This window comes from Bradyrhizobium sp. USDA 4486 (assembly GCF_054057995.1).
The window spans coordinates 5,627,038-5,653,096 of record NZ_JBSRZV010000001.1 but is presented as its reverse complement, the minus strand read 5'-3'; the positions used below and the strand labels follow the sequence as shown (position 1 = coordinate 5,653,096).

Genomic DNA, 26,059 nt, shown 5'->3' with positions numbered 1-26,059 from the left:
CGCTGACCTGCTTACGTCTTCGGCGCCACTTCCGCAGCGTCGAGCGCCGCGGCAAGGCGCTTCTCGTCGCCATAATAGCGGGCTCGCTCCCAGAATTTCGGACGGCCGATGCCGGTCGAGCGGTGCCGGCCGATGATCTTGCCGTTGGCGTCCTCGCCGATCATGTCGTAGAGGAAGATGTCCTGGGTGATGATGGTGTCGCCTTCCATGCCCATCACCTCGGTGATGTGGGTGATGCGGCGCGAGCCGTCGCGCAGACGCGCGGCCTGGATGATGACGTCGATCGAGGCGCAGATCATCTCGCGAATGGTTCGCGAGGGAAGCGAAAAGCCGCCCATCGTGATCATGGATTCGCAGCGCGACAGCGCCTCGCGCGGGTTGTTGGCGTGCAGCGTGCCCATCGAACCGTCATGGCCCGTGTTCATGGCCTGGAGCAGGTCGAACGCCTCGGGTCCGCGGACCTCGCCGACGATGATGCGTTCGGGGCGCATACGCAGGCAGTTGCGCACCAGTTCGCGCATGGTGACCTGGCCCTCGCCCTCGATGTTGGGCGGCCGGGTCTCCAGCCGAACCACGTGCGGCTGCTGGAGCTGGAGCTCGGCGGCGTCCTCGCACGTGATGACGCGCTCGTCGTGCTCGATATAGTTGGTGAGGCAGTTGAGCAGCGTGGTTTTGCCCGAGCCGGTACCGCCGGAGATCAGTACGTTGCAGCGGCAGCGTCCGATGATCTGGAGGATCTCGGCGCCCTCGGGCGTGATCGCGCCGAACTTGACCAGCTGATCCAGCGTCAGCTTGTCCTTCCTGAATTTGCGGATGGTGAGCGCGGGGCCGTCGATCGACAGCGGCGGCACGATGGCGTTGACGCGGGAGCCGTCGGCGAGGCGCGCGTCGCAGATCGGCGAGGATTCGTCGACGCGCCGGCCGACCTGGCTGACGATGCGCTGGCAGATGTTGAGGAGCTGTTGGTTGTCGCGGAAGCGGATGCCGGTGCGCTGGATCTTGCCGCCGACCTCGATGTAGACGGTGTTGGCGCCATTGACCATGATGTCGGCGATGTCGTCGCGTGACAGCAGGGGCTCGAGCGGGCCGTAGCCGAGCACGTCGTTGCAGATATCGTCGAGCAGCTCTTCCTGCTCGGCGATCGACATCACGATGTTCTTGATCGCGATGATCTCGTTGACGATGTCGCGGATTTCCTCGCGCGCCGATTCGGAATCCAGCTTGGCGAGCTGCGCGAGGTCGATGGCCTCGATCAGCGCGCCGAAGATGGTGGCCTTGACCTCGTAATAATTGTCCGAGCGGCGGGATTCCATCGCCGGCGCGGGCTTTGCCGGAGCAAGCGGCGGCGAGGCGACGGCCGGCGGGGGCGCCGCGCGCGACACGGCGGGCGCCGGAGCCTGGGCAGGCTCTGACACGGCGCCGGGCTTGGGGGCCCGAAGGTCGGTGTCTGTTCCGCTACGCTTACCGAACACTTAACAACTCCATGCGGCGGCTTATTTTCCCCGCAACTTCTCAATCAGCGGTGAAAGCAGGGACGACTTTTGTTTCTTGGTTTCGCTGCGGCCGGTCAGGCGCTGGGCGATCTGAAGGAACATCTCGATCGACTTGTGGTTGGCGGATATCTCCGCGATCATCTGGCCGTTGTTGGCCGCCGAGCCGAAGATCTGCGGCTCAAACGGGATCGAGACCACCGGCTGGCTCTCGATCGCCTTGGCGAACTCGGCTGCGGCGATTTCGGGCCGTTTGGGGACGCCCACCTGGTTCAGGCAGTACAGCGGCGGCCGGTCATTGGGGCGCGAGGCCTTCAACAGGTCGAACAGGTTCTTGGTGTTGCGCAAGTTGGCGAGGTCGGGCGCCGCGACGATCAGGATGTCGTCGGCCCCGATCAGGGCGCGCTTGGTCCAGCCGGACCATTGGTGCGGGATGTCGAGCACGATGCAAGGCATGGTGGAGCGTAGCGTGTCGAACACGGCATCGAAGGCGTCGGTGCCAAAATCATAGACCCGGTCGAGCGTTGCCGGCGCCGCCAGCAGGCTGAGATGGTCCGTGCATTTCGACAGCAGGCGGTCGATGAAGGCGGTGTCGACGCGGTCGGGCGAGAACACTGCGTCGGCAATGCCCTGTGGCGGGTCCTGGTTGTAATCGAGCCCGGCGGTGCCGAAGGCGAGGTCGAGATCGGCGACCACCGCGTCCATCGCAAGGTCGCGCGCGATCGCCCAGGCGACGTTGTGGGAGATGGTGGAGGCGCCCACGCCGCCCTTGGCGCCGACCACGGCGATGATGCGGCCGACCGCCTTGGCCTCCGGCGCCGAGAACAGATTGCAGATCGAGCGGACGACGTCGATGGGGCCGACCGGTGCGAGCACGTAATCGCTGACGCCGCGGCGGACCAGCTCGCGGTAGAGCATGACGTCGTTGATGCGGCCGATCACGACCACGCGAGTGCCGGCGTCGCAGACGGTGGCGAGCTGGTCGAGCCCGCCCAGGAGGTCGTTGCGGCCGTCGCTCTCGAGCACGATCACGTTCGGCGTTGGTGCGGAGCGGTAGGCCTCGATTGCGGCCGCCATGCCGCCCATCTGGATCTTCAGATGGGCCTTGCCGAGACGGCGATCCTCGCCGGCCGACTGCACCGCGGCGGCGGTTTCCACGGTCTCGCAGAAGGCCTGGACCGACACGCGTGGGGCGGGCGCAATATGCTCCTCCACCGGCGGGGTCGGGGCCTCCGGCTGCTCTTGTTGGGTCTGGCGAGCGTAGCTGATCATTTGCCGGTGTCGCTGAGTTTGGCCCTGTCGGCTTCAGGATAGGTGGTCGCCGTCGTCGTTCCCTTGCGATATTTCTCGAAGGCCGTGATGCGACGCGCCGTGTAGGACGGTGTTTCCGGCCGCGGCTGCTCGAGATCCGACGGATTGTCGACCATCGCCGCCAAATTGCGCTGATAGGCGCAGCCGTAGTTGTAATAGTCCTTGTTCTCGAACCAGCTCTTGTTCTTGATCGAGGGGCCGAGGTCCTCCGGCCACAGACCGCAGGGGCCCGCAACCGCGGCGATCCTGGAATAAGTGAGCCGGATCGGCGGCAGGAAGCGCTTGTCTTCCGGCTGGTAAGGATGAACGTTGATGCCGCGCGGGGGAATGCCGGCTCCTGCCAGCATGGCCTGGATCTCCCGCATCGTGTCCGCAACAGGACGCGCATTGGGCGTGCCGGACGGCACGTCGATGCGGATCGCACCGGTGCCTTGATGCAACCAAGCCGACGCGACACCCATCACGTCGGCACGCTGGGCGGCGGTCAAACCGCCGCGCGCGTGGCCGACGAAGACGACAATCGAGCGGTTCTGCTCCTCGATTGCGATCGGATGGCGCTGCTTGTAGTCGTCGGGAATGGAGGCGGTCGTCACCTCGTCGTGCTGGCAGCCGCCGAGCGCGAGCGCCATGCCGACGAGCGCGCCACCGAGGCCGATGGCGCGTTTGCGAAGCTGGGGTGGTCTAATCATCATCGTCAAGTCCCCGTTCCGCCTCAGTCGGTAATGAAGCCGTAAGTGCCCCGGTAGCTCTTGGCCGGTTCGGTCCGGCCCGGCACGCCGTAGATGCGGTTGATGTTGCCGATCAGCTCCGCCTGCGGATCGGCGGGCGCTGCGAAGCCGTCATCCGGCCGCGACAGGTCCTTTGGTGCCGTCGCGCGAACGATGTAGGGCGTCACGATCACCACCAGCTCGCTCGCGTTGTTGACGAAGTCGCGGCTGCGGAACAGCGTGCCGAGGATCGGCAGCTGCATCAGGCCCGGCAGTCCGCTGATCGCTTGCTTCGTCTGCTGCTGGATCAGGCCGGCCATTGCCATCGCACCGCCGGAGGGAATTTCCAGCGAGGTCTCGGCACGGCGGGTCCGGATCGAGGGCACAGTCAGCGAGTTCACGGAGGTCGAGGTCACGGCCTGGGACAGCGTGATCGCATTTTCGTTCGTAAGCTCGGAGACCTCGGTCATCACCCGCAGGCTGATCTTGCCCTCGCTCAGAACGACCGGGGTGAAGTTGAGCGAGATGCCGAACTTCTTGAAGCTGATCTGGGTGGTGCAGACATGCGTGGTGGGGTCGCACGCATAGCCTGCCGGCACCGGGAATTCGCCGCCGGCGATGAAGGTCGCGGACTCGCCGGAGATCGCGGTGAGGTTCGGCTCGGCCAGCGTGCGGATCACGCCTGCGGATTCCATCGCACGAAGGGTGGCCTGCACCGATGGGGCCCCGCCGAATTTCGCGGTAAGATTGTTGCCGTCGACGAGGTTGTGGCCGAGCGCCGTGAATGGGTTGGTGTTGGTGAAGCTCACCACAGAGGTGCCGTAGTTCAGGTTCGCGGACAGGTCGATGCCGAGCTGCTTGACGATGCTGCGCTGGACCTCGGCCACCGTCACCTTCAGCATGACCTGGTCGCGTCCGCGGATCACGATCGAGTTCACCACCTTGTCGGCGCCGCCGGCGAGGCGCGCAGCGAGATCGTTGGCCTGCTGCGCTTCCAGCGGATTCGCCGCCGAGCCGCTCAGCACGACGCCGTCGGCGAGCCCGTCGATCTGGATGTCGGAGTTCGGCAGGATCTGTTTCAGTGCGGCGCGCACGCCGTTGAGATCGCGCTTGACCGCGATGTCATAGGCCGCGATCTGCTGGCCGGCCGAATCGAAGAACACGATGTTGGTCTGGCCGACCGAGGCACCGATGATGTAGGCGCGCTGCGCCGAGCGGACCACCGCATTGGCGATCTTGGGGTCGGCGACCAGCACGTCCTTGATGTCGCGCGGCAGGTCGATCACGACGGACTTGCCGACACCGAGGGAGAGGAAGCGCGCGTTCATCTGGCCATCGGCCGCGACCGGCGCCACGGGGCGGTAGTCGGCAGCGAGCACCGGCGTGAGCACCGGGTTCAGCGTCAGCGCAAGAGCGGCCGAGAACGACAGGGCGCGGACCGGTGAGGTTCGCATCGTCGCCAAATCTGCCCTGCATTTCATGTCGACAGTCCTCATCGTGCCTTCGCGGTCGAACTCGGGATACCGTAGCGAATGATCGAAACGCCATCGCGCTTCTGCAAGGAATCGTCGAGCGTGATCTCGCTCATCTTGACGTCGGCGATGCTGCGCAGCGCCAGCGACAGCGTTCCGGCCTGACGGGCCGAGGAAAGCGCCTGGGTCTGTGCTGGATTGAGCTCGAGCGTGACGGTCTTGCCGACTACGGTGTTCTGGCCGTCCTTCTCCTTCGGAGCCTGGTCGATGGCCAGGACGCGGACGTTGGACAGGATGATCTCCGAGGTGACGATATCGGGCGCGCCGCTGTTCTGGTCGGGGTTCTTCAGGCGGCGGGTCAGAAGCACGTCAACGCGATCATTGGGCAGGATGAAGCCGCCCGCGCCGGTCTCCGGCGAGATCTCGGTCGAGATCGCCCGCATGCCGCTAGGCAGGATGGCTGCCATGAAGCCGGAGCCCTCGGCCTTGACCAGCTTTTGGTCGCGGATCGGCTCACCCTGGATGAAAGGAGCGCGTGCGATCGAGCCGGTCACCTGGGAAGCGCCGTCGGGGCGCTCGTTACGGCGGATGAAAGTGGAGCTGGCAGTCGCCGCCGGCCAAGTCTGCCATTGCACGTCGTCCGGCTTCACAGTCTGGCCAAGGCCGATGTCGTTCTTGGCCACCAGGACGTCGACGGTCGGAAGCTGCGGGGCTTGCGCCACTGGAAGCTGCGCAGAATTGTCCGAGCCGCTCGCCAGATACGCGGCGACGCCGCCGGCGCAGATGGCGACCGTCAGGACGACAATGCGTGCCCTATTCATACGCTTCACTTTCCAACAAAACGCCGCGACGCTGCCGCCGCCGTAATCGGCAGTTGACCAGCTATTCGTCAAAGCATGGTTAATGAGGCGTATCTAAATCGCCTTAACGCCTGGTTTACCCGGCGTGTTCAGCGCAGCGCGAAGCGAGCGAGGTCAATCGCCTTCACCCACTCGGTCTCCGGATAGACCATCAGCGCGCCAAGCGTGAGCGCGATGCCGTAAGGAATGCCGGTCTGCTTGTCGTGCAGCCGTGCAAGCCAGGCCTGGCCGGCAAGCCCGAAAGGCAGCGGCCATTGCCGGAACTGGAGCAGCAGCAGCGTCAGTGCCCCGCCGAACAGCGAGGCGTAGAGCAGGAAGTCCATCAGCGGTGCGAAGCCGAACCACAGCGCGACGGAAGCTGCGACCTTGGCGTCGCCGCCGCCCATCCAGCCCATCGCGAAGCAGGTGAAGGCCACGGCCAGCAGCAGCGCGCCGGCACCGACATGGCTGAGCATCTCGTAAGGTGCCATGCCACCGGCGAAAGCGAGCACGAAGAAGCCCGCCACCAGCGCCAGCGACACGCGATTCGAGATCGTCATCGTGAAGAGATCGCTCGCGGCGGCGAAGGCCATCAGGGCCGGAAAGAGCAGAAGGCGCGCAAGGTCGAGGATCATGGGCTGCGTCTTGAGGCCTGGTCTTGAGCTTGGGTTCGCCACGGCATCGGGCGTCGCGCGATGCTAGCCGGTAGTGCTAAACAAACCGACAACGGCGGCCGCGGCCTTGAGGGCAAAAGCCCGCCAAAAGCGCGTTCACCAGAAGCTGGCAATGCGCGCGGCGAGCGCGACCGTCGCAAGCAGCAGCGCAAGGCAGACCCAATAGGCCGGCGATCCGGTCTGTGCCGCCTCCGCCTCGTTCGCCGCGACCGCGGCATCGGTTCTGTACTTGCGCAACGCCACTGGAACTCGCCGTCTTGGAAAAAAACAAAGGCCCCAGAATCCGGGGCTTTTGCCGTCGTGTCTCGCTGGCTTACTTCAGCGACGAGCTGATCGAGCCGAACTTGGTGTTCATCGTGCTGCCGAGGTTGTTAACGACGGTGATGATGGCCAGCGCGATACCGGCGGCGATCAGGCCGTATTCGATGGCGGTGGCGCCGGATTCGTCTTTCGCGAAACGCGCAATCAGATTCTTCATGAACGTAACTCCATCTGGTGTGTGTTCGCCGCGTTCGGCGCTATCGTTGACGCGCCGAACATGAGAGCCGAGCTCTTTCGGTAGAGTTAATTCGATCGCGTAAACACACGTCCTGCGCCGCGCTTTTGGCCAGAGTGAATGTCGCCTTAAGGCGCAAGTTGCAATTCCTCGTGGTTCCGGACCTGCGCGCAAGCGCAGCATCGGCTTCACCGTCCCTTAAATTTCGCGGAGTAGGCCTAGGCAGGAACAGAGTTCGGAAGAGAGGCGACGATGTCGAGCCTGCCCATGCAAGTCGCCCTGATGCTTGGCGAGACTATCGAGAAGGTGATTCCGGTCACCTTCGCGCTCGCGGTGGTTTTCACGGTGCTCGAGCATTTCTGGGCCTGCAATCCCGGTCCGTCGTGGTGGCGCAAGCGGGAGATCGTCACCGACATCTGCTACTGGTTCTTCGTTCCGGTGTTCGCCCGCACCATGCGGATCGGGCTGCTGATCGTCACCGCCGGCATCTTCTTCAACATCCACGACGCCGATGAGCTGATCGCCTTCTACGACAATGGCCACGGCCCGCTCTCGCAACTGCCGCTCTGGGTCCAGGGCGTGCTGTTCGTGGTGCTCGCCGACTTCATGCTGTACTGGCTGCACCGGCTGTTTCATGGCGGTGAGTTCTGGAAATACCACGCCATCCATCACTCCTCCGAGGAGATCAGCTGGATTTCGGCGGCCCGCTTTCATCCGGTGAACCTGGTGCTCGGCACGATCGGGGTCGACGTCGTGCTACTGATGGCCGGCATCTCGCCGAACGTGATGATCTGGGTCGGTCCGTTCACCACCTTCCATTCGGCCTTCGTGCACGCCAACCTGAACTGGACCTTCGGCCCGTTCAGATACGTGCTGGCGACGCCGGTGTTCCACCGCTGGCACCACACGCCGCTCGAAGAGGGCGGCGACACCAATTTTGCCGGCACTTTCCCGCTCTGGGACGTGCTGTTCGGGACCTTCCGCATGCCGAAGGGGGAGCTGCCGAAGGAGTACGGCAAGGACGAAGCCACGATGCCGAAGGAGATCGCCGGCCAGCTCGCCTATCCGTTCCGGCGCTAAAGGCAGGGCAGCGGCTTCGAGCGCCGCAAAATCAGTCCGTTCAAACAATAGTCGGCGAATTTGCGGAACGTTCACGAATTAAAGGCAGGTTAGCGAGGTCGGGCACCGGCTCCGCTGTTATCTGATCGCTTCTGCCGGTTTGTGACGTCCCGGGGGTGAGAGTATGCGTAAAGAGTTGCTGCGCCGTCATGCGCGCGTCTGTCTTCTGGTTGCGGCCGCGGTGCTGGCATCGCCTTCTGCCGGCCTTGCCGAGTCGACCGCCGATACCATCGCGGTCAATGTCGATCAGGCCAAGCTGGTCCGGCTTCCGGGCAAGGTGGCAACCATCGTGGTCGGCAATCCGCTGATCGCGGACGTCACGCTCCAGCCCGGCGGCATGGTCATCGTGACCGGTAAGGGTTATGGTGCCACCAATTTCATCGCGCTCGACCGCGGCGGCGAGATCCTGGTCGACCGCCAGATCCAGGTCGAAGGCCCGAGCGACCGGCTCGTCACCGTCTATCGCGGGATCGAGCGCGAGTCCTACAGCTGCATGCCGCTTTGCCAGCGCCGCGTGACGCTGGGCGACAGCGACAGCTATTTCAACAACACCATGAGCCAGGCCGGTTCGCTGGCCAGCACTGCCAGCGGCGGTGGGGCTGCCAAGCAGAATTAACGCGACCGGAGGGGACGTACGGCAGGCGTTTTTCCGCGCTCGGCGTCGCTCGCGTCGGCGTAGCCAGGAAATCCTGCCCCGATTTCGGTTTCTCTTCGAACATTCAAGCTCGGTTAATGATGTCAGTTCAATCTTGCGATGGGATTCCTCGCAGATCGTGTTCACACATTCGAAGTAAGCATTGTTTAAGCGGCCATCCCCAGATTGACCCGTGCAGGAACGTCGCGGCAGAGCAAACCGCGATGCTTCTCCTATTGATGAGGACAAGCCTCGTGCTCGGTCGGAGCCAATCGGGATAAGGTCATGTTTCGCGATACAATGCGACGGTTCCTGGGAGATCGGCGAGCCAACGTCGCCATCATTTTCGCGCTCATGCTGGTTCCGACCATCTTCCTCCTGGGCATGGCGCTCGACTACACGCTCGCTTTGCGTAAGAAAGCGCAACTGGACGCGGCCGCGGACGCCGCGGCGGTCGCCGCTGTGAGGCCGGCCATGCTGACGCAGAGCGACGACACCGTCGTCCAGGCAACCGCAGCAGCCGTCTTCGCGGCGAAGGCAAATCTTCCTGGCCTGTCGTCAGTGCCGACCCCGACGATCAATATTGTCGATTCCGGGCTCCAGCGCACGATCACCGTTTCATATACGGCGCAATCCATCAATAATTTTCCGGGCATTCTTGGCCAGCAGACCTGGCAAATCCAGGGAACGTCGACGGCCAAGGCCTCGAGCGCGCCCAACATGAATTTCTATCTGCTGATGGATGACTCGCCGTCCATGGGTATTGGCGCAACCTATAATGACATCGCCAATCTCATTGCCTACACGGCGCCCGCGAGCCAGGTCGTGAAATCTTCGCAGAATTGCGGCTTCGCCTGCCATGAAACTTCTCCCAGCTCCAACTGCAGTGCCACAAGCCCCTGTCCGAGCGCCGTAGACAACCTGACCATCGCCCGCAACAAGAATGTCACCTTGCGGATTGATCTCGTGACAAGCGCTGTCAACCAGTTGCTCAACACATGGTCGAACTGCCCGCAGTCGGGCGTTTCAGGCGGCGTCATGCAGTGCATGGCGGCGCTGAACAACACGACCTACAAAGCGGCGCTTTATACGTTCGACCTGGGTTTGAACACACTGGCGACGCTGACCACGCCGACCTCCGCCGGAAAGCAGGTTTCCAACATCGCGCTGATGCCGGTCCATCACCAAAACTGCGTCGTCCCAACGACGAACTGCAAGACCGACAATGGGACAAATATCCTCGGCGCGCTGACAACGCTGAACGGCATCATGCCCACGCCCGGCCTTGGCAGCAACAGCTCAGGCGATACGCCGCAGGAAGTGGTGTTCCTGGTCACTGACGGTGTCGAGGACAAGATCTCCGCGACTTGCCCCAACGCGAGCTTTGCCTCCAACAGTCGATGCCAGCAGCCGATGGACACGTCGATCTGCACGACCATCAAGAAACGGGGCATCAAGATTGCGGTCCTCTACACGGAGTATCTGCAACTTATCAAAAATAGCACGACCGGAATTACGGTAACGGACGGCTGGTACATGAGCTGGATCGACAAGTACGACCAGCCCGATCCCTCGAGCGGCACGATCGCGCAAAATCTCCAATCGTGCGCCTCGCCTGGCTTCTATGCCCACGTTCAGACCGGCGGCGATATTTCGAGTGCGCTGACGAACCTCTTCATCAAGGTCGCGTCGAGCACAGCCAGCCTTTCGCAGTAGGACAGCCGCATGACCGGACTTGAGGCCCTAACAAAGAAGAGACGCAGAGGTCGCTGCGCCGCTTTCCTTGGCGACAGCAATGGCGCAACGGCCGTCGAATTCGCGCTCGTTGCCGCGCCGTTCCTCGCCCTCATCATCGCGCTGATTCAGACCTTCCTGGTTTTCTTTGCTCAGCAGCTGCTCGAATCCGTGGTGCGTCAATCCGCACGCCTCATCATGACAGGGCAAGTCCAGTCTGCGCAAATGACGCAGGCCGCATTCAAGCAGAAGGTGTGCGATCAGGTCGTGATCTTCTTCAGCTGCTCGGGCCTCATGGTCGACGTGCAGGTCGCTAACTCCTGGACGACGGCGGACACGAGCATGCCTCCGTTGACCTTCAACGCTCAGGGGCAGGTCACGAATAACTGGCAGTTCAATCCTGGAGACGCCGGGGACATCGTCGTTCTCCGTGTGACCTATGTGTGGCCCGTGGTCCTCGGACCGCTCGGTTTCAATCTCTCGAATTTGTCGAACGGCAACCGGCAGATCATGGCGTCCGCCGCTTTCCAGAACGAGCCTGCATCCTAGAGGGAGTTAAGCCATGATCGCCGGCCTGTCGTTTCGCCCGTGCCACCTGTGGACCGACGTTCGCGGCGTTGCAGCGACCGAGTTTGCCATCGTGGTCCCGTTCATGCTCGTGCTCTATATCGGCGGCGTCGAGCTCGGGAATGGGCTGGCCATGAACGTCAAGGTCAGTGCAACAGCACATAGTGTTGCCGACATGATTTCGCAGAACACGCAGATCAGTACGGCCCGGATGGACAGCATCCTTTCGGCTTCGAGCGCCATCATGGCTCCTTATCCCATCAAGGGTTCGGGTGGCGCTTCCCTGATGACGATCACGGTCTCCGGAGTCTCGACCGACAGTAACGGCAAGGCGACGGTTCAATGGAGCCGGTCAACCAGTGCGTCGGGAGCAAGACCGGTTGGTCAGACGATGACACTGTCGTCGTTTACCGCGCCTGACCCAAAGAATCCGACCAATGCCAATATCTCGCTCGTTCTCAGCGAGGTGTCCTACGACTATACGCCCAACCTCGGCTACACGATTAGCGGCACCGTGAAGCTGACCGACAGCTATTACCTGTTTCCGCGCTGCTCGACCAACAGCCCGAGCAATTCGACCTTTCCCTATTATGACGTGAAGTATCCAGCCACGACAACTTGCACCTGCATACAGCACTTGCAGCAGAAATCTTGTTAGCGGCTGATCTCGGCTGCGGCGTTCTGATTTCCAGTATCGAGGAGGCCGGTTCGACTCCGCAGCGGCGATTGCGTAAGTATCGTTGGTCCACGACATCAATAAAAAAGGCCGCGCATCTCGCGCGGCCTTTTGCCTTTAGTCCGTGACGCGATCCCGTCCTCGGCCCGGCGCGCTCAGCCGGCGGCGCGGAGGTTGTCGGCTGCCTGCTTGCCGGAACGACGGTCGGCCACGATCTCGTAGGAGACCTTCTGGCCTTCGCGCAGCGAGCCGAGGCCGGCGCGCTCGACGGCGCTGATATGAACGAACACGTCGTTGCCGCCGTCGTCGGGCGCAATGAAGCCATAGCCCTTGGTCGCGTTAAACCACTTCACGGTTCCCATGCTCATGGGGGTAGTCCCTTCTCAGATACACAATGTAAAAGCCCGCTCGCGCAGGCAGGTTAGATCGAATTTTTGGAAGGGTCGTCAGCGTGTCTGAACCGGCTGTACCGGTGGATGCTAATGTCGTCCGGCCGAAAATCGATTAATTCATTTTATCGGAAACAGGGCCTCAGAACAATCCTGACGTGCACGATTTTTTGATCCGCCGCGATGCCCGCGGCGGATCAGCATACAGGTCAGAATTTTAATTCCGCGCTCGCGCGCCGAAGGCGATCAGCGGCGGCGGAACTGACCGCCACGCTGCGGGCCACCCCGCGGCGGTCCGCCCGGCGTTGCAGGACGTTCGTCCTTGTGGCGGAAAATCAGCCGGCCTTTCTCGAGGTCGTAGGGCGACATCTCGACCGTCACGCGGTCGCCCGCCAGCGTCTTGATGCGGTTCTTCTTCATCTTGCCGGCGGTGTAGGCGACGATCTCGTGTCCGGCGTCGAGCTGCACGCGGTAGCGCGCGTCGGGGAGGATTTCGGTGACCAGTCCTTCGAACTGGATCAGCTCTTCCTTAGCCATGTGGTTGTCTCCAGTCGTGGACGGCTAATGCGAATGAGGATTGCGGTTCGGTCGACCGGCGGGACGACTCTCGCGGCGCAAAAAGGCAACGCCTTGTATTCCATCAGGCTTGCCTGCGCTATGCGCGGGACGCGGTTCCGGCCGATCGGTTGGTGAGGAATTCATCTTACCACCGGAACGGCGGCGGCGGCGAGACCCCTTCGAGGCGTTGTGGCCTTCGCCGGGCCTGCCATCAACAGGTCTGCCTTCGACATGACGTCCTTCGCCGTGTCGTCCGTCTGCATGCCGTCCGTCACCATGCCTTCCGCCATGCGGACGCTGGCCGGGACGGCCGGACCGGCCGGAGCGATGCTGCGCAGCAGCGGGGGCTTGAGCGGCCTCTCGGCCGGCATCGGTACGGTGATCCTCACGCGGCAGCGCCACGCGGATCAGCCGCTCGATGTCGCGGAGATAGCTGAGTTCCTCGCCGCCGGCGACCAGCGAGATCGCAGTGCCATCGGCGCCGGCGCGCGCGGTGCGGCCGATGCGGTGGACATAGGTCTCCGGCACGTTGGGCAGGTCGAAGTTGATGACGTGGCTGATGCCATCGACGTCGATGCCGCGCGCGGCGATGTCGGTGGCGACCAGGGTGCGGATCTCGCCCGAGCGGAACTGCGCCAGCGTGCGCTCGCGATGGTTCTGCGACTTGTTGCCGTGGATGGCGTTGGCGGCGATGCCGGCCTTGGCCAGCGTCTTCACCACCTTGTCCGCGCCGTGCTTGGTGCGGGTGAAGACCAGCGCGCGGTTGATCTCTTCGTCCTTCAGCAGCTTGGTCAGGAAGGCCGGCTTGGCCGAGAAATCGACCTGGAGGATGCGCTGGTTGATCCGCTCGGCGGTCGAGGAAACCGGGGTCACCGCGACGCGGGCGGGGTCTCGCAGCATGGAATCGGCAAGCTCGGCGATGTCCTTCGGCATGGTGGCCGAGAAGAACAGCGTCTGCCGCTTGATGGGCAGCTTGGCGACGATTTTGCGGATATCGTTGATGAAACCCATGTCGAGCATGCGGTCGGCCTCGTCGAGCACGAGGAATTCAACGCTCGAGAGCTTCAGTCCGTTGCTCTGCACGAGGTCGAGCAGGCGGCCCGGGGTCGCGACCAGCACGTCGACGCCCTGCATCAGGGCGCGGACCTGTCGGCCCATCGGCACGCCGCCGATGGCGAGTGTCGAGGACAGGCGGATGTGGCGGCCATAGGCGTTGAAGCTGTCGAGGATCTGCCCCGACAGTTCGCGGGTCGGCGACAGCACCAGGACGCGAGCCGTCTTCGGCTGCGGCTTGATGCGGTTCTCGAGCAGCCGATGCAGGATCGGCAGCGCGAAAGACGCGGTCTTGCCGGTCCCGGTCTGGGCGATGCCGACCACGTCGCGGCCGGTCAGTGCCAGCGGAATGGTTTGGGTCTGGATTGGGGTGGGAGTGACGTAATTCTCTTCGCGAAGAGCGCGGGCGATGGGTTCGGCGAGGCCGAAGTCCTGAAACGAAGTCAAAAGACGGGTTCTTTCCATGTCAAAAGCGGACGCCCAGCGCATCTGGCGCGGCGTGCGCAAAGGGTGTCGAGAAGACACCTGCGTGTTTGGGGTGTCGGATGGCTTGGGAGATATGGGGCAAGCCAGAGGCCCGCAGGGGGCTTAAGAACACGCGGCTTGCTACGACCCCTTGATTCGCAAGAGATCTCGCTCGTTCATATGGAACATCGAGGGGGCGCTTTCAAGGCAAGGCCGCCCGAAACAGCGATTGCGGTGCAGAAATAGTTGTGCCGGAAATTTAGCCAAAGGCTGAAATTTGCCCATAAAATAACCAGCCTGCCACTTTCGCATACATTTGGGTTGCCTGATATTTGGGCGATTTGATGACGGCGAAACTTTGATTTCTGCCAATTTAAACAACGAAATCAATCGGTTGGTTGGTGTCTCCCCCATGGCACGGTTCTTGCGATTCCGTTAATCGCAGGCGGCCGTGGGGCCGTTTCGCAGCGTATTCACGCCTGCGTCAGGGAGACGAGACACTCATGTTTAGCAAATCCACTCACGATATAGCGGCGTCATTCAGCCGCCGCGGCGTGCTCGCCGCGACCGCCAGCCTGATGCTCGGCCTGGCTTCCATTTCCGGTGCGAAGGCCGCGGACGACACCATCAAAGTCGGCGTGCTTCATTCCCTGTCCGGTACCATGGCCATCAGCGAAACCACGCTGAAGGATACCATCCTCTTCCTGATCGACGAGCAGAACAAGAAGGGCGGCGTGCTCGGCAAGAAGCTCGAGGCCGTCGTTGTCGATCCCGCCTCGAACTGGCCGCTGTTCGCCGAGAAGGCCCGCGAGCTGATTACCAAGGACAAGGTCTCGGTCGTGTTCGGCTGCTGGACCTCGGTGTCGCGCAAATCGGTGCTCCCGGTGTTCAAGGAGCTCAACAACATCCTGTTCTACCCGGTGCAGTACGAGGGCGAAGAGTCCGAGCGTAACGTGTTCTACACGGGCGCTGCGCCGAACCAGCAGGCGATCCCCGCCGTCGACTATCTGATGAAGGAAGAGAAAGTGAAGCGCTGGGTGCTCGCCGGCACCGACTATGTCTATCCGCGCACCACCAACAAGATCCTGGAAGCCTATCTGAAGTCGAAGGGTGTCGCCCAGGAAGACATCATGATCAACTACACGCCGTTCGGTCATTCCGACTGGCAGACCATCGTTGCCGATATCAAGAAGTTCGGCTCGGCCGGCAAGAAGACCGCGGTGGTTTCGACCATCAACGGCGACGCCAACGTTCCCTTCTACAAGGAGCTCGGCAACCAGGGCATCAAGGCCAAGGACATCCCGGTGGTCGCGTTCTCGGTGGGTGAGGAAGAGCTCGCCGGCATCGACACCAAGCCGCTGGTCGGCCATCTCGCCGCCTGGAACTACTTCGAGTCGATCAAGAGCCCGGCGAACGAGAAGTTCATCAAGGACTGGCAGACCTACACCAAGAACCCGAAGCGCGTGACCAACGACCCGATGGAAGCGCACGTGATCGGCTTCAACATGTGGGTGAAGGCCGTCGAGAAGGTGAAGTCGACCGATCCGGACAAGGTGATCGATGCGCTTCCAGGCATCGAGGCGCCGAACCTGACGGGCGGCGTGTCGAAGATGCTGCCGAACCACCACATCACCAAGCCGGTGTTCATCGGCGAGATCAAGGGCAACGGCCAGTTCGACGTGGTCTGGAAGACCCCGAGCCTCGTTGCCGGCGATGCCTGGTCGAAGGAGCTCGACGGTTCCAAGGACCTGATCGGCGACTGGGTCGGCAAGAAGTGCGGCAACTTCAACACCAAGACCAACAAGTGTCTCGGCTCCGGCTCCTGATCCGGATCTGACGTCTATCGCACGATGGGAGAAGACGGCTATTCCGCCGTCTTCTCCCCACTTCTGCCGGGGTGATCCACAGTGCCAACCGATTTATCTGTCCGTCTCTGCACGTTTGTTCTCTCGCTGATTCTGATTGCGTTTGCGCTGCCGGCTTTTGCCGGCCCATTCGAGGATGCGGTCGCCAAATTCGCCAACGACGAGTTTTCCGACACCGAAGAGGCGATCGGCTTGATCGCGAGCAGCGGCAACAAGCTGGCCTTTCCGATCATCAGCGCGCTCCAGGACGGCCGGCTGATGGCCGATGCCGATAGCAAGAAGGTTTACGTCACCGGCCCCGACGGCAAGTCGGTCGACGCCGCAACCGGCGAGCCCGTCGCCAGCGTTCCCGACAGCGCGAGCGCGGTGCGTCTCAACAACCGCCTGCGTCGCAGCGTCGATGCAGCACTCGGCAGCCTGACGCTGCAGTCGCCGGATCTGGCGACGCGCCTCCAGGCCGCGCAATCCGTCTTCAAGTCGCACGAGGAGACTGCGCTCGACGCGGTCGATGCCGCGCTCGCCAAGGAGACCAACAAATCGGTCAAGGCGGCGCTCGGCGAAGCCCGCGCGGCGATCCTGCTGTTCAAGTCTGACGCCAGCGAGGTCGAGAAGCTCGAAGCGGTCGGCACCCTCAAGGCGCGCGGCGACCAGGAGGCATTGGCTCTGCTCACGGGCATGGGCGACCAGCCGGCCTCGGTGACCAAGGCTGCCGCCAGCGCCATCAGCTCGATCCAGTCTTCGCTCGCGGTCTGGTCGACGGTGCAGAACGCCTGGTACGGCCTCTCGCTCGGCTCGGTGCTGCTGCTCGCCGCGATCGGCCTTGCCATCACCTTCGGCGTGATGGGCGTCATCAACATGGCGCATGGCGAGATGGTGATGATCGGGGCCTACACCACCTTCGTGGTGCAGGAGGTGATCCGCACCCGGTATCCCGCATTGTTCGACTTTTCGCTGCTGATCGCGGTGCCGCTCGCCTTCCTCGTCGCCGGTGCGATCGGCGTGTTGATCGAGCGCAGCATCATCCGGTTTCTCTACGGCCGCCCGCTGGAGACGCTGCTCGCGACCTGGGGGCTGTCGCTGGTGCTGCAGCAGGCCGTGCGCACCATGTTCGGCCCGACCAACCGCGAGGTCGGCAACCCCTCCTGGATGAGCGGCGCCTTCGAGCTCGGCCAGATCACCATCACCTATAACCGGCTCTGGATCCTCTGCTTCACGCTCGCCGTGTTCGCGATCCTGCTCGCGATGCTGCGCTACACCGCGCTCGGCCTCGAGATGCGCGCGGTGACGCAGAACCGCCGCATGGCGGCTTCGATGGGCATCGCCACCTCGCGCGTCGACGCGCTGACCTTCGGCCTCGGCTCGGGTATCGCGGGCATTGCCGGCGTGGCGCTGTCGCAGATCGACAATGTCAGCCCCAATCTCGGCCAGAGTTACATCATCGATAGTTTCATGGTCGTGGTGTTCGGCGGGGTCGGCAATCTCTGGGGCACGCTGGTCGGCGCCTTCACGCTCGGCATCGCCAACAAGTTCCTGGAGCCGGTCGCCGGCGCCGTGCTCGGCAAGATCGCGATTCTCGTTCTCATCATCCTGTTCATTCAAAAGCGCCCGCGCGGGCTGTTCGCGCTCAAGGGCCGTGCGGTGGAAGCATGACCCCTCACATGCTGACCCGATCGCTGGACCGCGGTGCGACGATCTTCCTCGTGATCGTCGCGGCCTGCGGCATCCTCATCCCGCTCTCCAATCTGCTGTTGCCTCCAGGCTCGTTCCTCCAGGTGCCGACTTACCTGGTCGCGCTCTGGGGCAAATATGTCTGCTACGCCATCCTGGCGCTCGCGATCGACCTGATCTGGGGCTATTGCGGCATCCTCTCACTCGGCCACGGCGCCTTCTTCGCGCTCGGCGGCTACGCGATGGGCATGTACCTGATGCGGCAGATCGGCACCCGTGGCGTCTACGGCAACCCCATCCTGCCCGATTTTATGGTATTCCTGAACTGGCAGAAGCTGCCCTGGTACTGGTACGGCTTCGACATGTTCTGGTTTGCGGCGCTGATGGTGCTGGTCGTGCCGGGCCTGCTCGCCTTCTGCTTCGGCTGGCTCGCCTTCCGCTCCCGCGTCACCGGCGTGTATTTATCGATCATCACGCAGGCGATGACCTACGCGCTGCTGCTCGCCTTCTTCCGCAACGACTTTGGTTTTGGCGGCAATAACGGCCTCACCGACTTCAAGGACATTCTAGGCTTCAACGTGCAGGCGGAGGGCACCCGCGCAGCGCTGTTCGCGCTGAGCTGCCTCGCACTGATCCTCGGTTTCCTGATCTGCCGCGCGATCGTCTCGTCCAAGCTCGGCAAGGTGCTGATCGCAGTGCGCGATGCGGAATCGCGCACGCGCTTCCTGGGCTACCGCGTCGAGTCCTACAAGCTGTTCGTGTTCACGGTGTCGGCCTGCATGGCCGGCGTTGCCGGCGCGCTCTACGTGCCGCAGGTCGGCATCATCAATCCGTCCGAATTCGCCCCCGGCAATTCGATCGAGGCGGTGATCTGGGTCGCAGTCGGCGGCCGCGGCACGCTGGTGGGCGCTGCGCTCGGCGCCATCGTCGTCAACTACGCCAAAACCTTCTTCACCTCGGGCGTGCTGGCGCCGTACTGGTTGTTCATGCTGGGCGCGCTGTTCATCCTGGTGACCTTGCTGCTGCCCAAGGGCATCGTCGGCACCTTCAATGCCTGGTGGGACCAGTCGAAGGACAAGCGCGCGGCGACCTCGGCGAGCGCCGCCGCCGAAGACGGCGTCAGCCAACCGAAGATGGCGGAGTAAGCGGTCATGAACGTCATGGACACCCGCGCGACCTCCGCGATGCTTTACCTGGACGGCGTGCACGTCTCGTTCGACGGTTTTCACGCCATCAACAACCTGTCGCTGACACTCGAACCCGGCGAGATGCGCGCCATCATCGGCCCGAACGGCGCCGGCAAGACCACGATGATGGACATCATCACCGGCAAGACCAAGCCCGACGAGGGCACGGTGTTGTTCGACGGCGTCACCGATTTGACGCGGCTCGACGAGACCCGCATCGCCGAGCTCGGCATCGGCCGCAAGTTCCAGAAGCCGACCGTGTTCGAGAGCCAGACCGTGCAGGACAACCTCCTGCTCGCGCTCAATGTTGACCATAGCGTCAAGGGCACGCTGTTCTGGCGCGGCAGCAAGGCCGAATCCGAGCGCATCGACAAGGTGCTGGAGACGATCCGCCTCACCGAGGCGCGCAACCGTCTCGCCGGCAGCCTCAGCCACGGCCAGAAGCAGTGGCTCGAGATCGGCATGCTGCTGGCGCAGGACCCGAAGCTGCTGCTCGTCGACGAGCCCGTCGCCGGCATGACCGACGTGGAGACGCATCTGACCGCCGAGCTCTTGAAAGAGATCAACAAGACCCACACCGTGATGGTGGTCGAGCATGACATGACGTTCGTGCGCGAGCTCGGCGTCAAGGTCACCTGCCTGCACGAAGGCACGGTGCTGGCCGAAGGCACCATCGACCAGGTCTCGTCCAACGAGCGGGTCATCGAAGTCTATCTGGGACGCTGAGCAATGCTTGAGGTCAAGGACATCAACCTGTTCTACGGCGCGGCGCAGGCGCTGCGCGGCGTCTCGATCGCGGCCGAGCCGGGCAAGGTGACGTGCGTGCTCGGGCGCAACGGCGTCGGCAAGACCTCGCTGCTGCGCGCCATGGTCGGGCAATATCCGATCTCCTCGGGCGCGATCGTGCTCGACGGCAGCGACATCACCGGCCTCAAGCCCTATGAGCGCGCCCGCAAGGGCATCGGCTTCGTGCCGCAGGGCCGAGAGATCTTTCCGCTTTTGACAGTCGAGGAGAACCTCAAGACCGGCTTCGGCCCGCTGAAGCGCGAGGACAAGCACATTCCGGACGACGTGTTCTCGCTGTTTCCGGTGCTGCAATCCATGCTCGGCCGGCGCGGCGGCGACCTCTCCGGCGGCCAGCAGCAGCAGCTCGCGATTGGCCGCGCGCTGGTGATGCGGCCAAAGCTGCTGCTGCTCGACGAGCCGACCGAGGGCATCCAGCCCTCGATCATCAAGGACATCGGCCGCGCCATCTCATACCTGCGCAATCTCGGCAACATCGCCATCGTGCTGGTCGAACAATATCTCGACTTTGCCTGCGAACTCGGCGACAGTTTTGCCGTGATGGATCGCGGCGCGGTGAAGTTCACCTGCAACCGCTCCAATCTCGACCCGAGCGAAATCAGCCGCCAGATGGCGCTGTAGCCCGGAAATTTGCCGCGACCGGCTGGGGAGGCGGATGCGCAGCGAGCTATCAGCCACGTCTATCTTATTCGAGGCGAACCGCGCCCGCGGCGCGGTGCGGTTCGGCGTGCATGCCCGTGACGGGGTGACGCGACGCGGGGCCCTGCATGAATCCGGCTCCTTGCGTGTGCGCTTTCCCTCGCCGGAAGGCGAAGGGCTCTCCGGCGTGTTCGTCAACACGGCAGGTGGCGTTGCCGGCGGTGATCGCTTCGACATCGAGATCGCGGTCGCCGATGCCGCGCGCCTGACATTGACCACAGCGGCCGCCGAAAAGGTCTATCGCGCGCCTGGCGCGGCGGCGCAGCTCAATATCGCCTTGAAGGTCGCCGCTGGCGCGCATCTCGCCTGGTTGCCCCAGGAGACGATCCTGTTCGATCGTGCCCGGGTCCATCGCCGCTTCGACATCGAGCTCGACGCGGCCGCCTCGCTCCTGCTTTGCGAGATCGTCGTATTCGGCCGCACCGCCATGGGCGAGCGGATGGAGCAGGGCGAGTTCGTCGACCGCTGGCGGCTCTCCCGCGGCGGCAAATTGGTGTTCGCGGAGACCGTCAGGCTCGATGGCAATATCGGCGCCAAACTTGGCCGGTCCGCCGCCGCAAAAGGCGGCGCCGCGATCGGCACGGCGCTGATCGTCCCCGGCGACGAGGCCCTGGTTGAAAAAATCCGCGAGGCCTCGGACTCATTCTCCGGCGAAGTCGGAATCTCGGCCTGGAATGGCTTTGCAATGGCGCGGTTCTGTGCCCAAGATGCAGCGCGCTTGCGGGCCGACATGATGGCCGTGCTGGCGCGCACAGGTGCGGCGCTGCCGCGGCTCTGGCTGAATTGACGTGTTGAATGGAAGAGATTTTTCATGAATCTGTCTCCCCGCGAAAAGGACAAGCTTCTGATCTCGATGGCCGCCATCGTGGCGCGCCGCCGGCTGGATCGCGGCGTCAAGCTCAACCATCCCGAGGCGGTCGCGATCATCTCCGATTTCATTCTCGAAGGCGCGCGCGACGGCCGCACCGTGGCCGATCTGATGCAGTCAGGCGCGCAGGTGCTGACCCGCGACCAGGTGATGCCGGGAATTCCCGAGATGATCCACGACATCCAGGTCGAGGCAACGTTCCCTGATGGCACCAAGCTCGTCACCGTGCACGAGCCGATCAGGTAGCTGCTAATTCGTCATTCCGGGGCGCGCCGCAGGGCGAACCCGGAATCCAGAGGTTTTGGTTTCGAGATTCCGGGTTCTCGCTGCGCGAGCCCCGGAATGACGAGGAGGATAGAATGATCCCCGGCGAACTCTTCATCCAGGACGGCGAGATCGAGCTCAATGCCGGCCGCAGAACCGTAACGCTCACGGTCGCCAATACCGGCGACCGCCCGATCCAGGTCGGCTCGCACTACCATTTCTTCGAGACCAACCCCGCGCTGAAGTTCGACCGCAAGAAAGCGCGCGGCATGCGCCTCGACATCGCCGCCGGCACCGCCGTCCGCTTCGAGCCCGGCCAGACCCGCGACGTCCAGCTCGTCGCGTTGGCCGGCAAGAAGACCATCTACGGCTTCCGCGGCGACGTGATGGGGAAGCTGTGAGTTCAGCAGGAACGAGCATGGCGCGGCACCGTTGAGGCGAAAACGGAGGAATTTGCCATGCTCTCCCCGATCCGCCTCGTCACCGAAGCCGCCGAGCTCGCCGCGCACCGCCACAACGGGATGGCGCGGAAGGGGCGCGGCAATCAGCCCTACATCAATCACCTCGCCGAGGTCGCGAACCTGCTTGCGACCGCCACCGACGGCGCCGATGCCGAGCTGGTCGCGGCCGGCTGGCTGCACGATACGATAGAGGACACTGATACTACACGCGAGGAGCTTGCGCAGACATTCTCCGCGCGTGTCGCCTCCCTTGTCGTCGAATGCACCGACGATATGAGCCTGCCGAAGGCCGAGCGGCGGCAGAAGCAGATCGAGGACGCTCCGCACAAGTCTCCCGGCGCCAAGCTGATCAAGATCGCCGACAAGATCAGCAATATCGGCGCGCGGATTCAGTCCGATCCAACCGCCGGAGAGCGTGACGAGCTCGCCGACTACACCGGCTGGGCCGAACAGGTGGTCGCGGGCTGCCGCGGCGGCAATGCGTGGCTCGACACGAAATTCGACGATGCCGTGAAAGCAGCGAGGGCTTTGCTGTGAGCAGACAACAGTTCAATCGGAAACGGGGCTTGTGATGTCCGTCAAGATAAAGCGTTCCGTCTATGCCGACATGTTCGGCCCGACCACCGGCGACAGGGTGCGGCTGGCCGATACCGACCTCATCATCGAGGTGGAGAAGGATTTCACCACTTATGGCGAGGAGGTGAAGTTCGGCGGCGGCAAGGTGATCCGCGACGGCATGGGGCAGTCGCAGGTGACCAACAAGCAGGGCGCGGCCGACACCGTCATCACCAATGCGCTGATCGTCGATCACTGGGGCATCGTGAAAGCCGACGTCGCGATCAAGGACGGCATGATCTCCGCGATCGGCAAGGCCGGCAATCCCGACATCCAGCCGGGCATCACCATCGTCATCGGTCCCGGCACCGACGTGATCGCAGGGGAAGGCAAGATCCTCACCGCCGGCGGCTTCGACAGCCACATCCATTTCATCTGCCCGCAGCAGATCGAGCACGCGCTCATGAGCGGCGTCACCTCGATGCTGGGCGGCGGCACAGGCCCGTCGCACGGTACCTTCGCCACCACCTGCACGCCCGGCCCCTGGCACATTGGGCGGATGATCCAGTCGTTCGATGCCTTCCCGGTCAATCTGGGCATCTCCGGCAAGGGCAACGCTTCGCGTCCCGCCGCGCTGGTAGAGATGATCAAGGCCGGCGCCTGTGCGCTGAAGCTGCATGAGGATTGGGGCACCACGCCGGCCGCGATCGACAACTGCCTGTCGGTGGCCGATGACTACGACGTCCAGGTCATGCTGCATTCCGACACGCTGAATGAGTCCGGCTTCGTCGAGGACACGATCAAGGCCTTCAAGGGCCGCACCATCCACGCCTTCCACACCGAGGGCGCTGGCGGCGGCCACGCGCCTGACATCATCAAGGTCGCCGGTCTGAAGAACGTGCTGCCATCCTCGACGAATCCGACGCGGCCCTTCACGCGCAACACCATCGACGAGCATCTGGACATGCTGATGGTGTGCCACCACCTCGATCCGTCGATCGCGGAAGATCTGGCATTCGCAGAAAGCCGCATCCGCAAGGAGACCATAGCGGCGGAGGACATCCTGCACGATCTCGGCGCGCTCTCGATGATGTCCTCGGATTCGCAGGCCATGGGCCGGCTCGGCGAGGTCATCATCCGGACCTGGCAGACCGCCGACAAGATGAAGAAGCAGCGTGGGCAACTCGCCCAGGACAAGGGCAAGGACAACGACAACTTTCGCGTCAAGCGCTACATCGCCAAGTATACGATCAACCCGGCGATTGCGCACGGCGTGTCAAAATTGATCGGCTCGGTGGAGAAGGGCAAGCTTGCCGATCTGGTGCTGTGGTCGCCCGCGTTCTTCGGCGTCAAGCCGGACTGCGTCGTCAAGGGTGGCACCATCGTCGCAGCGCCCATGGGCGATCCCAACGCCTCGATTCCGACGCCGCAGCCGGTGCATTACCAGCCGATGTTCGGCGCCTTCGGCAGGGCGCGCACCGCATCTTCGGTCGTCTTCACCTCGAAGGCTGCAGTCACCGGCGGTCTCGCGCGAAAGCTCGGCATCGAGAAGAAGCTCTACGCAGTCCAGAACACCCGCGGAAAGATCTCGAAGAAGAGCATGATCCACAACGACGCCACACCCGACATCGAGGTCGATCCGGAGACCTATGAGGTGCGCGCCGATGGCGAACTCCTCACCTGCGCCCCCGCCGAGGTGCTGCCGATGGCGCAGCGATATTTCATGTACTGAAATAGCGGGTCAACGCATGTCCCCGGAACATGTCCGGGGATGGCTTTTCGGGTTTTGCGTTCGATCCCGCCTGGTCTAATGTCCCGCCCGGTATCGTAACCTTGAGAAGAAAAGCCGGGAGGATTTCTCGTGATCTACGTCGTTGCCACCTTGACCATCAAGCCCGAGACGCGCGCCGAATTCATTGCAGCCGCCACCGCCTGCATCAAGGAGACGCGGAAGGAGCCCGGCAATATCGCCTATGATCTGCACGAGAGCGTCACCGATCCCACCAAGATGGTGTTCGTCGAGCAGTGGGAGAATGCCGAGGCGCTGGTGCCGCATCGTGCCATGGAGCACATGAAGACGTTCGGCCGCGTCGCGGTGAAGTGCTTTACCGCGCCACCCAAGATCGAGGTGATCACGCCCGAGAAGGTCGAAGTACGGTAACAGGGTAGAAGCGAATGATCCGGGCGACGCAGGTTAAGGGACAGCACCGCTTCACGGAAGCCCCAGCGGATACGGTCGTGCTTGACTTCGACGATCGGCACCGCCGCCGCATGGTGATGACGGGAACGCGCGGTCTCGAGTTCCTGCTCGACCTGGAGAACGCCGTCGCGCTGCGCGGCGGCGATGCGCTGGTGCTCGAGGACGGAAGGCTGATCGAGGTGGTTGCGGCGCCCGAGCCGCTGCTCGAGATCCGCGGCCGCGATCCGCACCATCTCATCCGCGTCGGCTGGCATCTCGGCAACCGCCATCTGCCGACGCAGATCATGGCGAAGGCCTTGCGCATCCGCCGCGACCACGTCATCGAGGCGATGGTGAAAGGGCTCGGTGCGCGTGTGGTCGAGATCGAGGCGCCGTTCGATCCCGAAGGCGGCGCTTATGCCGATGCCGGTCGTGCGCACGGGCACGATAATCATGCCCATCATGATCACGCGCACGACGATCACGGTCATCATCACCATGATCATGGTCACGACCACCAACACGACGAGCATTGCGACCACCCAGACCATCACCACGGCCACAAGCATGCTCATGACCACAAATGAGCCGGCCAGTGCCGGCGACCTCGGCGAGGGCGAGGCGGCGGCGCTGTACCGGCTGATGACTTGGCTGTCGCCGGCGTTTCCCGTAGGTGGCTTCTCCTATTCCAGCGGCATCGAGTGGGCGGTCGAGGCGGGTGATATCACTGACACCGTGACGCTCGCCGACTGGCTCGAGGCGCTGCTCGCCAATGGCTCCGGCTATTGTGATGCGACGCTTCTGGTCCATGCCTATCGGGCTGCGGAGGCGGGTGACGAGGTCGCCCTGAGCGACATTGCCGAGCTTGCCGCGGCCTTCGTGCCGTCGCGCGAGCGGCAGCTCGAGACGACCTCGCAGGGACGCGCCTTCGTCGACATCGCACGCGCCGCGTGGGATGCCGATGGCCTGGATGCCATGGTGGCGGCATGCCGCACGCCACTGGTCTATCCCGTCGCCGTCGGGGTCGTCGCCGCGATGCACGGCGTCGCGCTGGCGCCGACGCTGCACGCCTTCCTGCATGCGCTGGTCTCGAACTGGATCTCGGCGGCAAGCCGCCTCATTCCGCTTGGCCAGACCGACAGCCAGCGCGTGCTGGTGAAGCTGGAAACCGCTGTGGCCGCCACCGCCAATCGTGCGCTGCATGCGACGCTGGACGATCTCGGCAGCTCGACGTTTCGCGCCGATCTCGCCAGCTTGCGGCACGAGACGCAATATACGCGGCTGTTTCGCTCTTGAGCGTTGCGGCCTTCAATCCATCAGGAGAG

General features: G+C 63.4%; 29 protein-coding genes. 18 read left to right on the top strand and 11 right to left on the bottom strand.

Annotation, left to right across the window (positions count from 1 at the left end; all coding sequences use genetic code 11):
* Positions 1-11: 11 nt before the first annotated feature.
* The 8 genes from ACVWY3_RS26775 to ACVWY3_RS26740 all read right to left on the bottom strand — a co-directional run bounded on the left by ACVWY3_RS26775 (position 12) and on the right by ACVWY3_RS26740 (position 6,971).
* Positions 12-1,472: a CpaF family protein gene (locus tag ACVWY3_RS26775; RefSeq protein ID WP_456841129.1), complete on the bottom strand. Its 1,461-nt coding sequence runs from the start codon at positions 1,470-1,472 to the stop codon at positions 12-14.
* 21 nt (positions 1,473-1,493) lie between these two features.
* The gene (locus ACVWY3_RS26770; protein ID WP_456841128.1) at positions 1,494-2,762 is read right to left on the bottom strand and encodes an AAA family ATPase; all 1,269 of its coding nucleotides are present in this window, start codon (positions 2,760-2,762) and stop codon (positions 1,494-1,496) included.
* Positions 2,759-3,493: a CpaD family pilus assembly protein gene (locus tag ACVWY3_RS26765; protein ID WP_456841127.1), complete on the bottom strand. Its 735-nt coding sequence runs from the start codon at positions 3,491-3,493 to the stop codon at positions 2,759-2,761. Before ACVWY3_RS26765 ends, ACVWY3_RS26770 begins: the two co-directional genes overlap by 4 nt.
* Positions 3,494-3,513: 20 nt before the next feature.
* Positions 3,514-4,989 (bottom strand): type II and III secretion system protein family protein, encoded by a 1,476-nt coding sequence (locus ACVWY3_RS26760; protein ID WP_456841126.1) that lies wholly within the window; start codon positions 4,987-4,989, stop codon positions 3,514-3,516.
* Positions 4,990-5,000: 11 nt separating this feature from the next.
* Entirely contained in the window at positions 5,001-5,801 is an 801-nt protein-coding gene (gene cpaB / locus ACVWY3_RS26755; RefSeq protein ID WP_456841125.1) for a Flp pilus assembly protein CpaB, read from the bottom strand.
* A 128-nt stretch (positions 5,802-5,929) separates the two neighbouring features.
* On the bottom strand, positions 5,930-6,454 hold the full coding sequence (locus tag ACVWY3_RS26750; protein WP_456841124.1) for an A24 family peptidase: 525 nt from the start codon (positions 6,452-6,454) through the stop codon (positions 5,930-5,932).
* 135 nt (positions 6,455-6,589) lie between these two features.
* Positions 6,590-6,730 carry a hypothetical protein gene (locus ACVWY3_RS26745; protein ID WP_456843586.1) on the bottom strand — a complete coding sequence of 47 codons (141 nt, stop codon included), beginning with the start codon at positions 6,728-6,730 and terminating at the stop codon, positions 6,590-6,592.
* A gap of 76 nt (positions 6,731-6,806) precedes the next feature.
* Positions 6,807-6,971, bottom strand: a complete 165-nt coding sequence (locus ACVWY3_RS26740; protein ID WP_008546920.1) for a Flp family type IVb pilin — start codon at positions 6,969-6,971, stop codon at positions 6,807-6,809.
* Between the two features lie 270 nt (positions 6,972-7,241).
* Between ACVWY3_RS26740 and ACVWY3_RS26735 the strand changes: the two genes are divergently transcribed.
* The 5 genes from ACVWY3_RS26735 (at position 7,242) to ACVWY3_RS26715 (ending at position 11,701) form a co-directional block, all read left to right on the top strand.
* Positions 7,242-8,069, top strand: a complete 828-nt coding sequence (locus tag ACVWY3_RS26735; RefSeq protein WP_456841123.1) for a sterol desaturase family protein — start codon at positions 7,242-7,244, stop codon at positions 8,067-8,069.
* Positions 8,070-8,232: 163 nt separating this feature from the next.
* A complete protein-coding gene (locus ACVWY3_RS26730; RefSeq protein ID WP_456841122.1) occupies positions 8,233-8,724 on the top strand; it encodes a pilus assembly protein N-terminal domain-containing protein in 492 nt (163 codons plus the stop codon).
* A gap of 303 nt (positions 8,725-9,027) precedes the next feature.
* The gene (locus ACVWY3_RS26725; RefSeq protein ID WP_456841121.1) at positions 9,028-10,458 is read left to right on the top strand and encodes a TadE/TadG family type IV pilus assembly protein; all 1,431 of its coding nucleotides are present in this window, start codon (positions 9,028-9,030) and stop codon (positions 10,456-10,458) included.
* Positions 10,459-10,467: 9 nt separating this feature from the next.
* The gene (locus tag ACVWY3_RS26720; RefSeq protein WP_456841120.1) at positions 10,468-11,025 is read left to right on the top strand and encodes a TadE/TadG family type IV pilus assembly protein; all 558 of its coding nucleotides are present in this window, start codon (positions 10,468-10,470) and stop codon (positions 11,023-11,025) included.
* Between the two features lie 13 nt (positions 11,026-11,038).
* On the top strand, positions 11,039-11,701 hold the full coding sequence (locus ACVWY3_RS26715; protein WP_456841119.1) for a TadE/TadG family type IV pilus assembly protein: 663 nt from the start codon (positions 11,039-11,041) through the stop codon (positions 11,699-11,701).
* 173 nt (positions 11,702-11,874) lie between these two features.
* Here ACVWY3_RS26715 and ACVWY3_RS26710 read toward each other — a convergent pair whose 3' ends face one another.
* The 3 genes from ACVWY3_RS26710 to ACVWY3_RS26700 form a co-directional block, all read right to left on the bottom strand.
* Positions 11,875-12,087, bottom strand: a complete 213-nt coding sequence (locus ACVWY3_RS26710) for a cold-shock protein (protein ID WP_027561198.1) — start codon at positions 12,085-12,087, stop codon at positions 11,875-11,877.
* Positions 12,088-12,354: 267 nt separating this feature from the next.
* Positions 12,355-12,645, bottom strand: coding sequence for a translation initiation factor IF-1 (gene infA, locus ACVWY3_RS26705; RefSeq protein WP_439370577.1), 291 nt, complete (start codon positions 12,643-12,645; stop codon positions 12,355-12,357).
* 24 nt (positions 12,646-12,669) lie between these two features.
* Entirely contained in the window at positions 12,670-14,208 is a 1,539-nt protein-coding gene (locus ACVWY3_RS26700) for a DEAD/DEAH box helicase (protein ID WP_456841118.1), read from the bottom strand.
* A 479-nt stretch (positions 14,209-14,687) separates the two neighbouring features.
* On the opposite strand from ACVWY3_RS26700, the gene urtA reads away from it, so the two are divergent.
* The 13 genes from urtA to ACVWY3_RS26635 all read left to right on the top strand — a co-directional run bounded on the left by urtA (position 14,688) and on the right by ACVWY3_RS26635 (position 26,030).
* Entirely contained in the window at positions 14,688-16,010 is a 1,323-nt protein-coding gene (gene urtA / locus ACVWY3_RS26695; RefSeq protein ID WP_456841117.1) for an urea ABC transporter substrate-binding protein, read from the top strand.
* 81 nt (positions 16,011-16,091) lie between these two features.
* Positions 16,092-17,699, top strand: a complete 1,608-nt coding sequence (gene urtB, locus ACVWY3_RS26690) for an urea ABC transporter permease subunit UrtB (RefSeq protein WP_456841116.1) — start codon at positions 16,092-16,094, stop codon at positions 17,697-17,699.
* Positions 17,696-18,862: an urea ABC transporter permease subunit UrtC gene (gene urtC / locus ACVWY3_RS26685; RefSeq protein ID WP_456841115.1), complete on the top strand. Its 1,167-nt coding sequence runs from the start codon at positions 17,696-17,698 to the stop codon at positions 18,860-18,862. Before urtB ends, urtC begins: the two co-directional genes overlap by 4 nt.
* Positions 18,863-18,868: 6 nt before the next feature.
* Positions 18,869-19,630 carry an urea ABC transporter ATP-binding protein UrtD gene (gene urtD / locus ACVWY3_RS26680; protein WP_456841114.1) on the top strand — a complete coding sequence of 254 codons (762 nt, stop codon included), beginning with the start codon at positions 18,869-18,871 and terminating at the stop codon, positions 19,628-19,630.
* A 3-nt stretch (positions 19,631-19,633) separates the two neighbouring features.
* The gene (gene urtE, locus ACVWY3_RS26675) at positions 19,634-20,329 is read left to right on the top strand and encodes an urea ABC transporter ATP-binding subunit UrtE (RefSeq protein ID WP_456841113.1); all 696 of its coding nucleotides are present in this window, start codon (positions 19,634-19,636) and stop codon (positions 20,327-20,329) included.
* Positions 20,330-20,363: 34 nt separating this feature from the next.
* On the top strand, positions 20,364-21,194 hold the full coding sequence (locus ACVWY3_RS26670; RefSeq protein ID WP_456841112.1) for an urease accessory protein UreD: 831 nt from the start codon (positions 20,364-20,366) through the stop codon (positions 21,192-21,194).
* Between the two features lie 24 nt (positions 21,195-21,218).
* On the top strand, positions 21,219-21,521 hold the full coding sequence (locus tag ACVWY3_RS26665; protein ID WP_260374319.1) for an urease subunit gamma: 303 nt from the start codon (positions 21,219-21,221) through the stop codon (positions 21,519-21,521).
* A gap of 113 nt (positions 21,522-21,634) precedes the next feature.
* Positions 21,635-21,940, top strand: a complete 306-nt coding sequence (locus ACVWY3_RS26660) for an urease subunit beta (protein ID WP_092186707.1) — start codon at positions 21,635-21,637, stop codon at positions 21,938-21,940.
* A 57-nt stretch (positions 21,941-21,997) separates the two neighbouring features.
* Positions 21,998-22,537 (top strand): HD domain-containing protein, encoded by a 540-nt coding sequence (locus ACVWY3_RS26655; RefSeq protein WP_456841111.1) that lies wholly within the window; start codon positions 21,998-22,000, stop codon positions 22,535-22,537.
* Positions 22,538-22,571: 34 nt separating this feature from the next.
* Positions 22,572-24,287, top strand: coding sequence for an urease subunit alpha (gene ureC / locus ACVWY3_RS26650; protein ID WP_456841110.1), 1,716 nt, complete (start codon positions 22,572-22,574; stop codon positions 24,285-24,287).
* Between the two features lie 129 nt (positions 24,288-24,416).
* Positions 24,417-24,716, top strand: a complete 300-nt coding sequence (locus ACVWY3_RS26645) for a putative quinol monooxygenase (protein WP_456841109.1) — start codon at positions 24,417-24,419, stop codon at positions 24,714-24,716.
* A gap of 14 nt (positions 24,717-24,730) precedes the next feature.
* Positions 24,731-25,321: an urease accessory protein UreE gene (locus ACVWY3_RS26640; RefSeq protein ID WP_456841108.1), complete on the top strand. Its 591-nt coding sequence runs from the start codon at positions 24,731-24,733 to the stop codon at positions 25,319-25,321.
* Positions 25,302-26,030, top strand: a complete 729-nt coding sequence (locus tag ACVWY3_RS26635; protein ID WP_456843468.1) for an urease accessory protein UreF — start codon at positions 25,302-25,304, stop codon at positions 26,028-26,030. Before ACVWY3_RS26640 ends, ACVWY3_RS26635 begins: the two co-directional genes overlap by 20 nt.
* Positions 26,031-26,059: the final 29 nt, after the last annotated feature.

Bases quoted from the DNA above. Each gene is read 5' to 3' on its own strand.
- ACVWY3_RS26770 (WP_456841128.1), bottom strand. From the start codon at position 2,762: ATGATCAGCTACGCTCGCCAGACCCAACAAGAGCAGCCGGAGGCCCCG.
- ACVWY3_RS26765 (WP_456841127.1), bottom strand. From the start codon at position 3,493: ATGATGATTAGACCACCCCAGCTTCGCAAACGCGCCATCGGCCTCGGT.
- ACVWY3_RS26760 (WP_456841126.1), bottom strand. From the start codon at position 4,989: ATGAAATGCAGGGCAGATTTGGCGACGATGCGAACCTCACCGGTCCGC.
- cpaB (WP_456841125.1), bottom strand. From the start codon at position 5,801: ATGAATAGGGCACGCATTGTCGTCCTGACGGTCGCCATCTGCGCCGGC.
- ACVWY3_RS26750 (WP_456841124.1), bottom strand. From the start codon at position 6,454: ATGATCCTCGACCTTGCGCGCCTTCTGCTCTTTCCGGCCCTGATGGCC.
- ACVWY3_RS26740 (WP_008546920.1), bottom strand. From the start codon at position 6,971: ATGAAGAATCTGATTGCGCGTTTCGCGAAAGACGAATCCGGCGCCACC.
- ACVWY3_RS26735 (WP_456841123.1), top strand. From the start codon at position 7,242: ATGTCGAGCCTGCCCATGCAAGTCGCCCTGATGCTTGGCGAGACTATC.
- ACVWY3_RS26730 (WP_456841122.1), top strand. From the start codon at position 8,233: ATGCGTAAAGAGTTGCTGCGCCGTCATGCGCGCGTCTGTCTTCTGGTT.
- ACVWY3_RS26725 (WP_456841121.1), top strand. From the start codon at position 9,028: ATGTTTCGCGATACAATGCGACGGTTCCTGGGAGATCGGCGAGCCAAC.
- ACVWY3_RS26720 (WP_456841120.1), top strand. From the start codon at position 10,468: ATGACCGGACTTGAGGCCCTAACAAAGAAGAGACGCAGAGGTCGCTGC.
- ACVWY3_RS26715 (WP_456841119.1), top strand. From the start codon at position 11,039: ATGATCGCCGGCCTGTCGTTTCGCCCGTGCCACCTGTGGACCGACGTT.
- ACVWY3_RS26710 (WP_027561198.1), bottom strand. From the start codon at position 12,087: ATGAGCATGGGAACCGTGAAGTGGTTTAACGCGACCAAGGGCTATGGC.
- infA (WP_439370577.1), bottom strand. From the start codon at position 12,645: ATGGCTAAGGAAGAGCTGATCCAGTTCGAAGGACTGGTCACCGAAATC.
- ACVWY3_RS26700 (WP_456841118.1), bottom strand. From the start codon at position 14,208: ATGCGCTGGGCGTCCGCTTTTGACATGGAAAGAACCCGTCTTTTGACT.
- urtA (WP_456841117.1), top strand. From the start codon at position 14,688: ATGTTTAGCAAATCCACTCACGATATAGCGGCGTCATTCAGCCGCCGC.
- urtC (WP_456841115.1), top strand. From the start codon at position 17,696: ATGACCCCTCACATGCTGACCCGATCGCTGGACCGCGGTGCGACGATC.
- urtD (WP_456841114.1), top strand. From the start codon at position 18,869: ATGAACGTCATGGACACCCGCGCGACCTCCGCGATGCTTTACCTGGAC.
- urtE (WP_456841113.1), top strand. From the start codon at position 19,634: ATGCTTGAGGTCAAGGACATCAACCTGTTCTACGGCGCGGCGCAGGCG.
- ACVWY3_RS26670 (WP_456841112.1), top strand. From the start codon at position 20,364: ATGCGCAGCGAGCTATCAGCCACGTCTATCTTATTCGAGGCGAACCGC.
- ACVWY3_RS26665 (WP_260374319.1), top strand. From the start codon at position 21,219: ATGAATCTGTCTCCCCGCGAAAAGGACAAGCTTCTGATCTCGATGGCC.
- ACVWY3_RS26660 (WP_092186707.1), top strand. From the start codon at position 21,635: ATGATCCCCGGCGAACTCTTCATCCAGGACGGCGAGATCGAGCTCAAT.
- ACVWY3_RS26655 (WP_456841111.1), top strand. From the start codon at position 21,998: ATGCTCTCCCCGATCCGCCTCGTCACCGAAGCCGCCGAGCTCGCCGCG.
- ureC (WP_456841110.1), top strand. From the start codon at position 22,572: ATGTCCGTCAAGATAAAGCGTTCCGTCTATGCCGACATGTTCGGCCCG.
- ACVWY3_RS26640 (WP_456841108.1), top strand. From the start codon at position 24,731: ATGATCCGGGCGACGCAGGTTAAGGGACAGCACCGCTTCACGGAAGCC.
- ACVWY3_RS26635 (WP_456843468.1), top strand. From the start codon at position 25,302: ATGCTCATGACCACAAATGAGCCGGCCAGTGCCGGCGACCTCGGCGAG.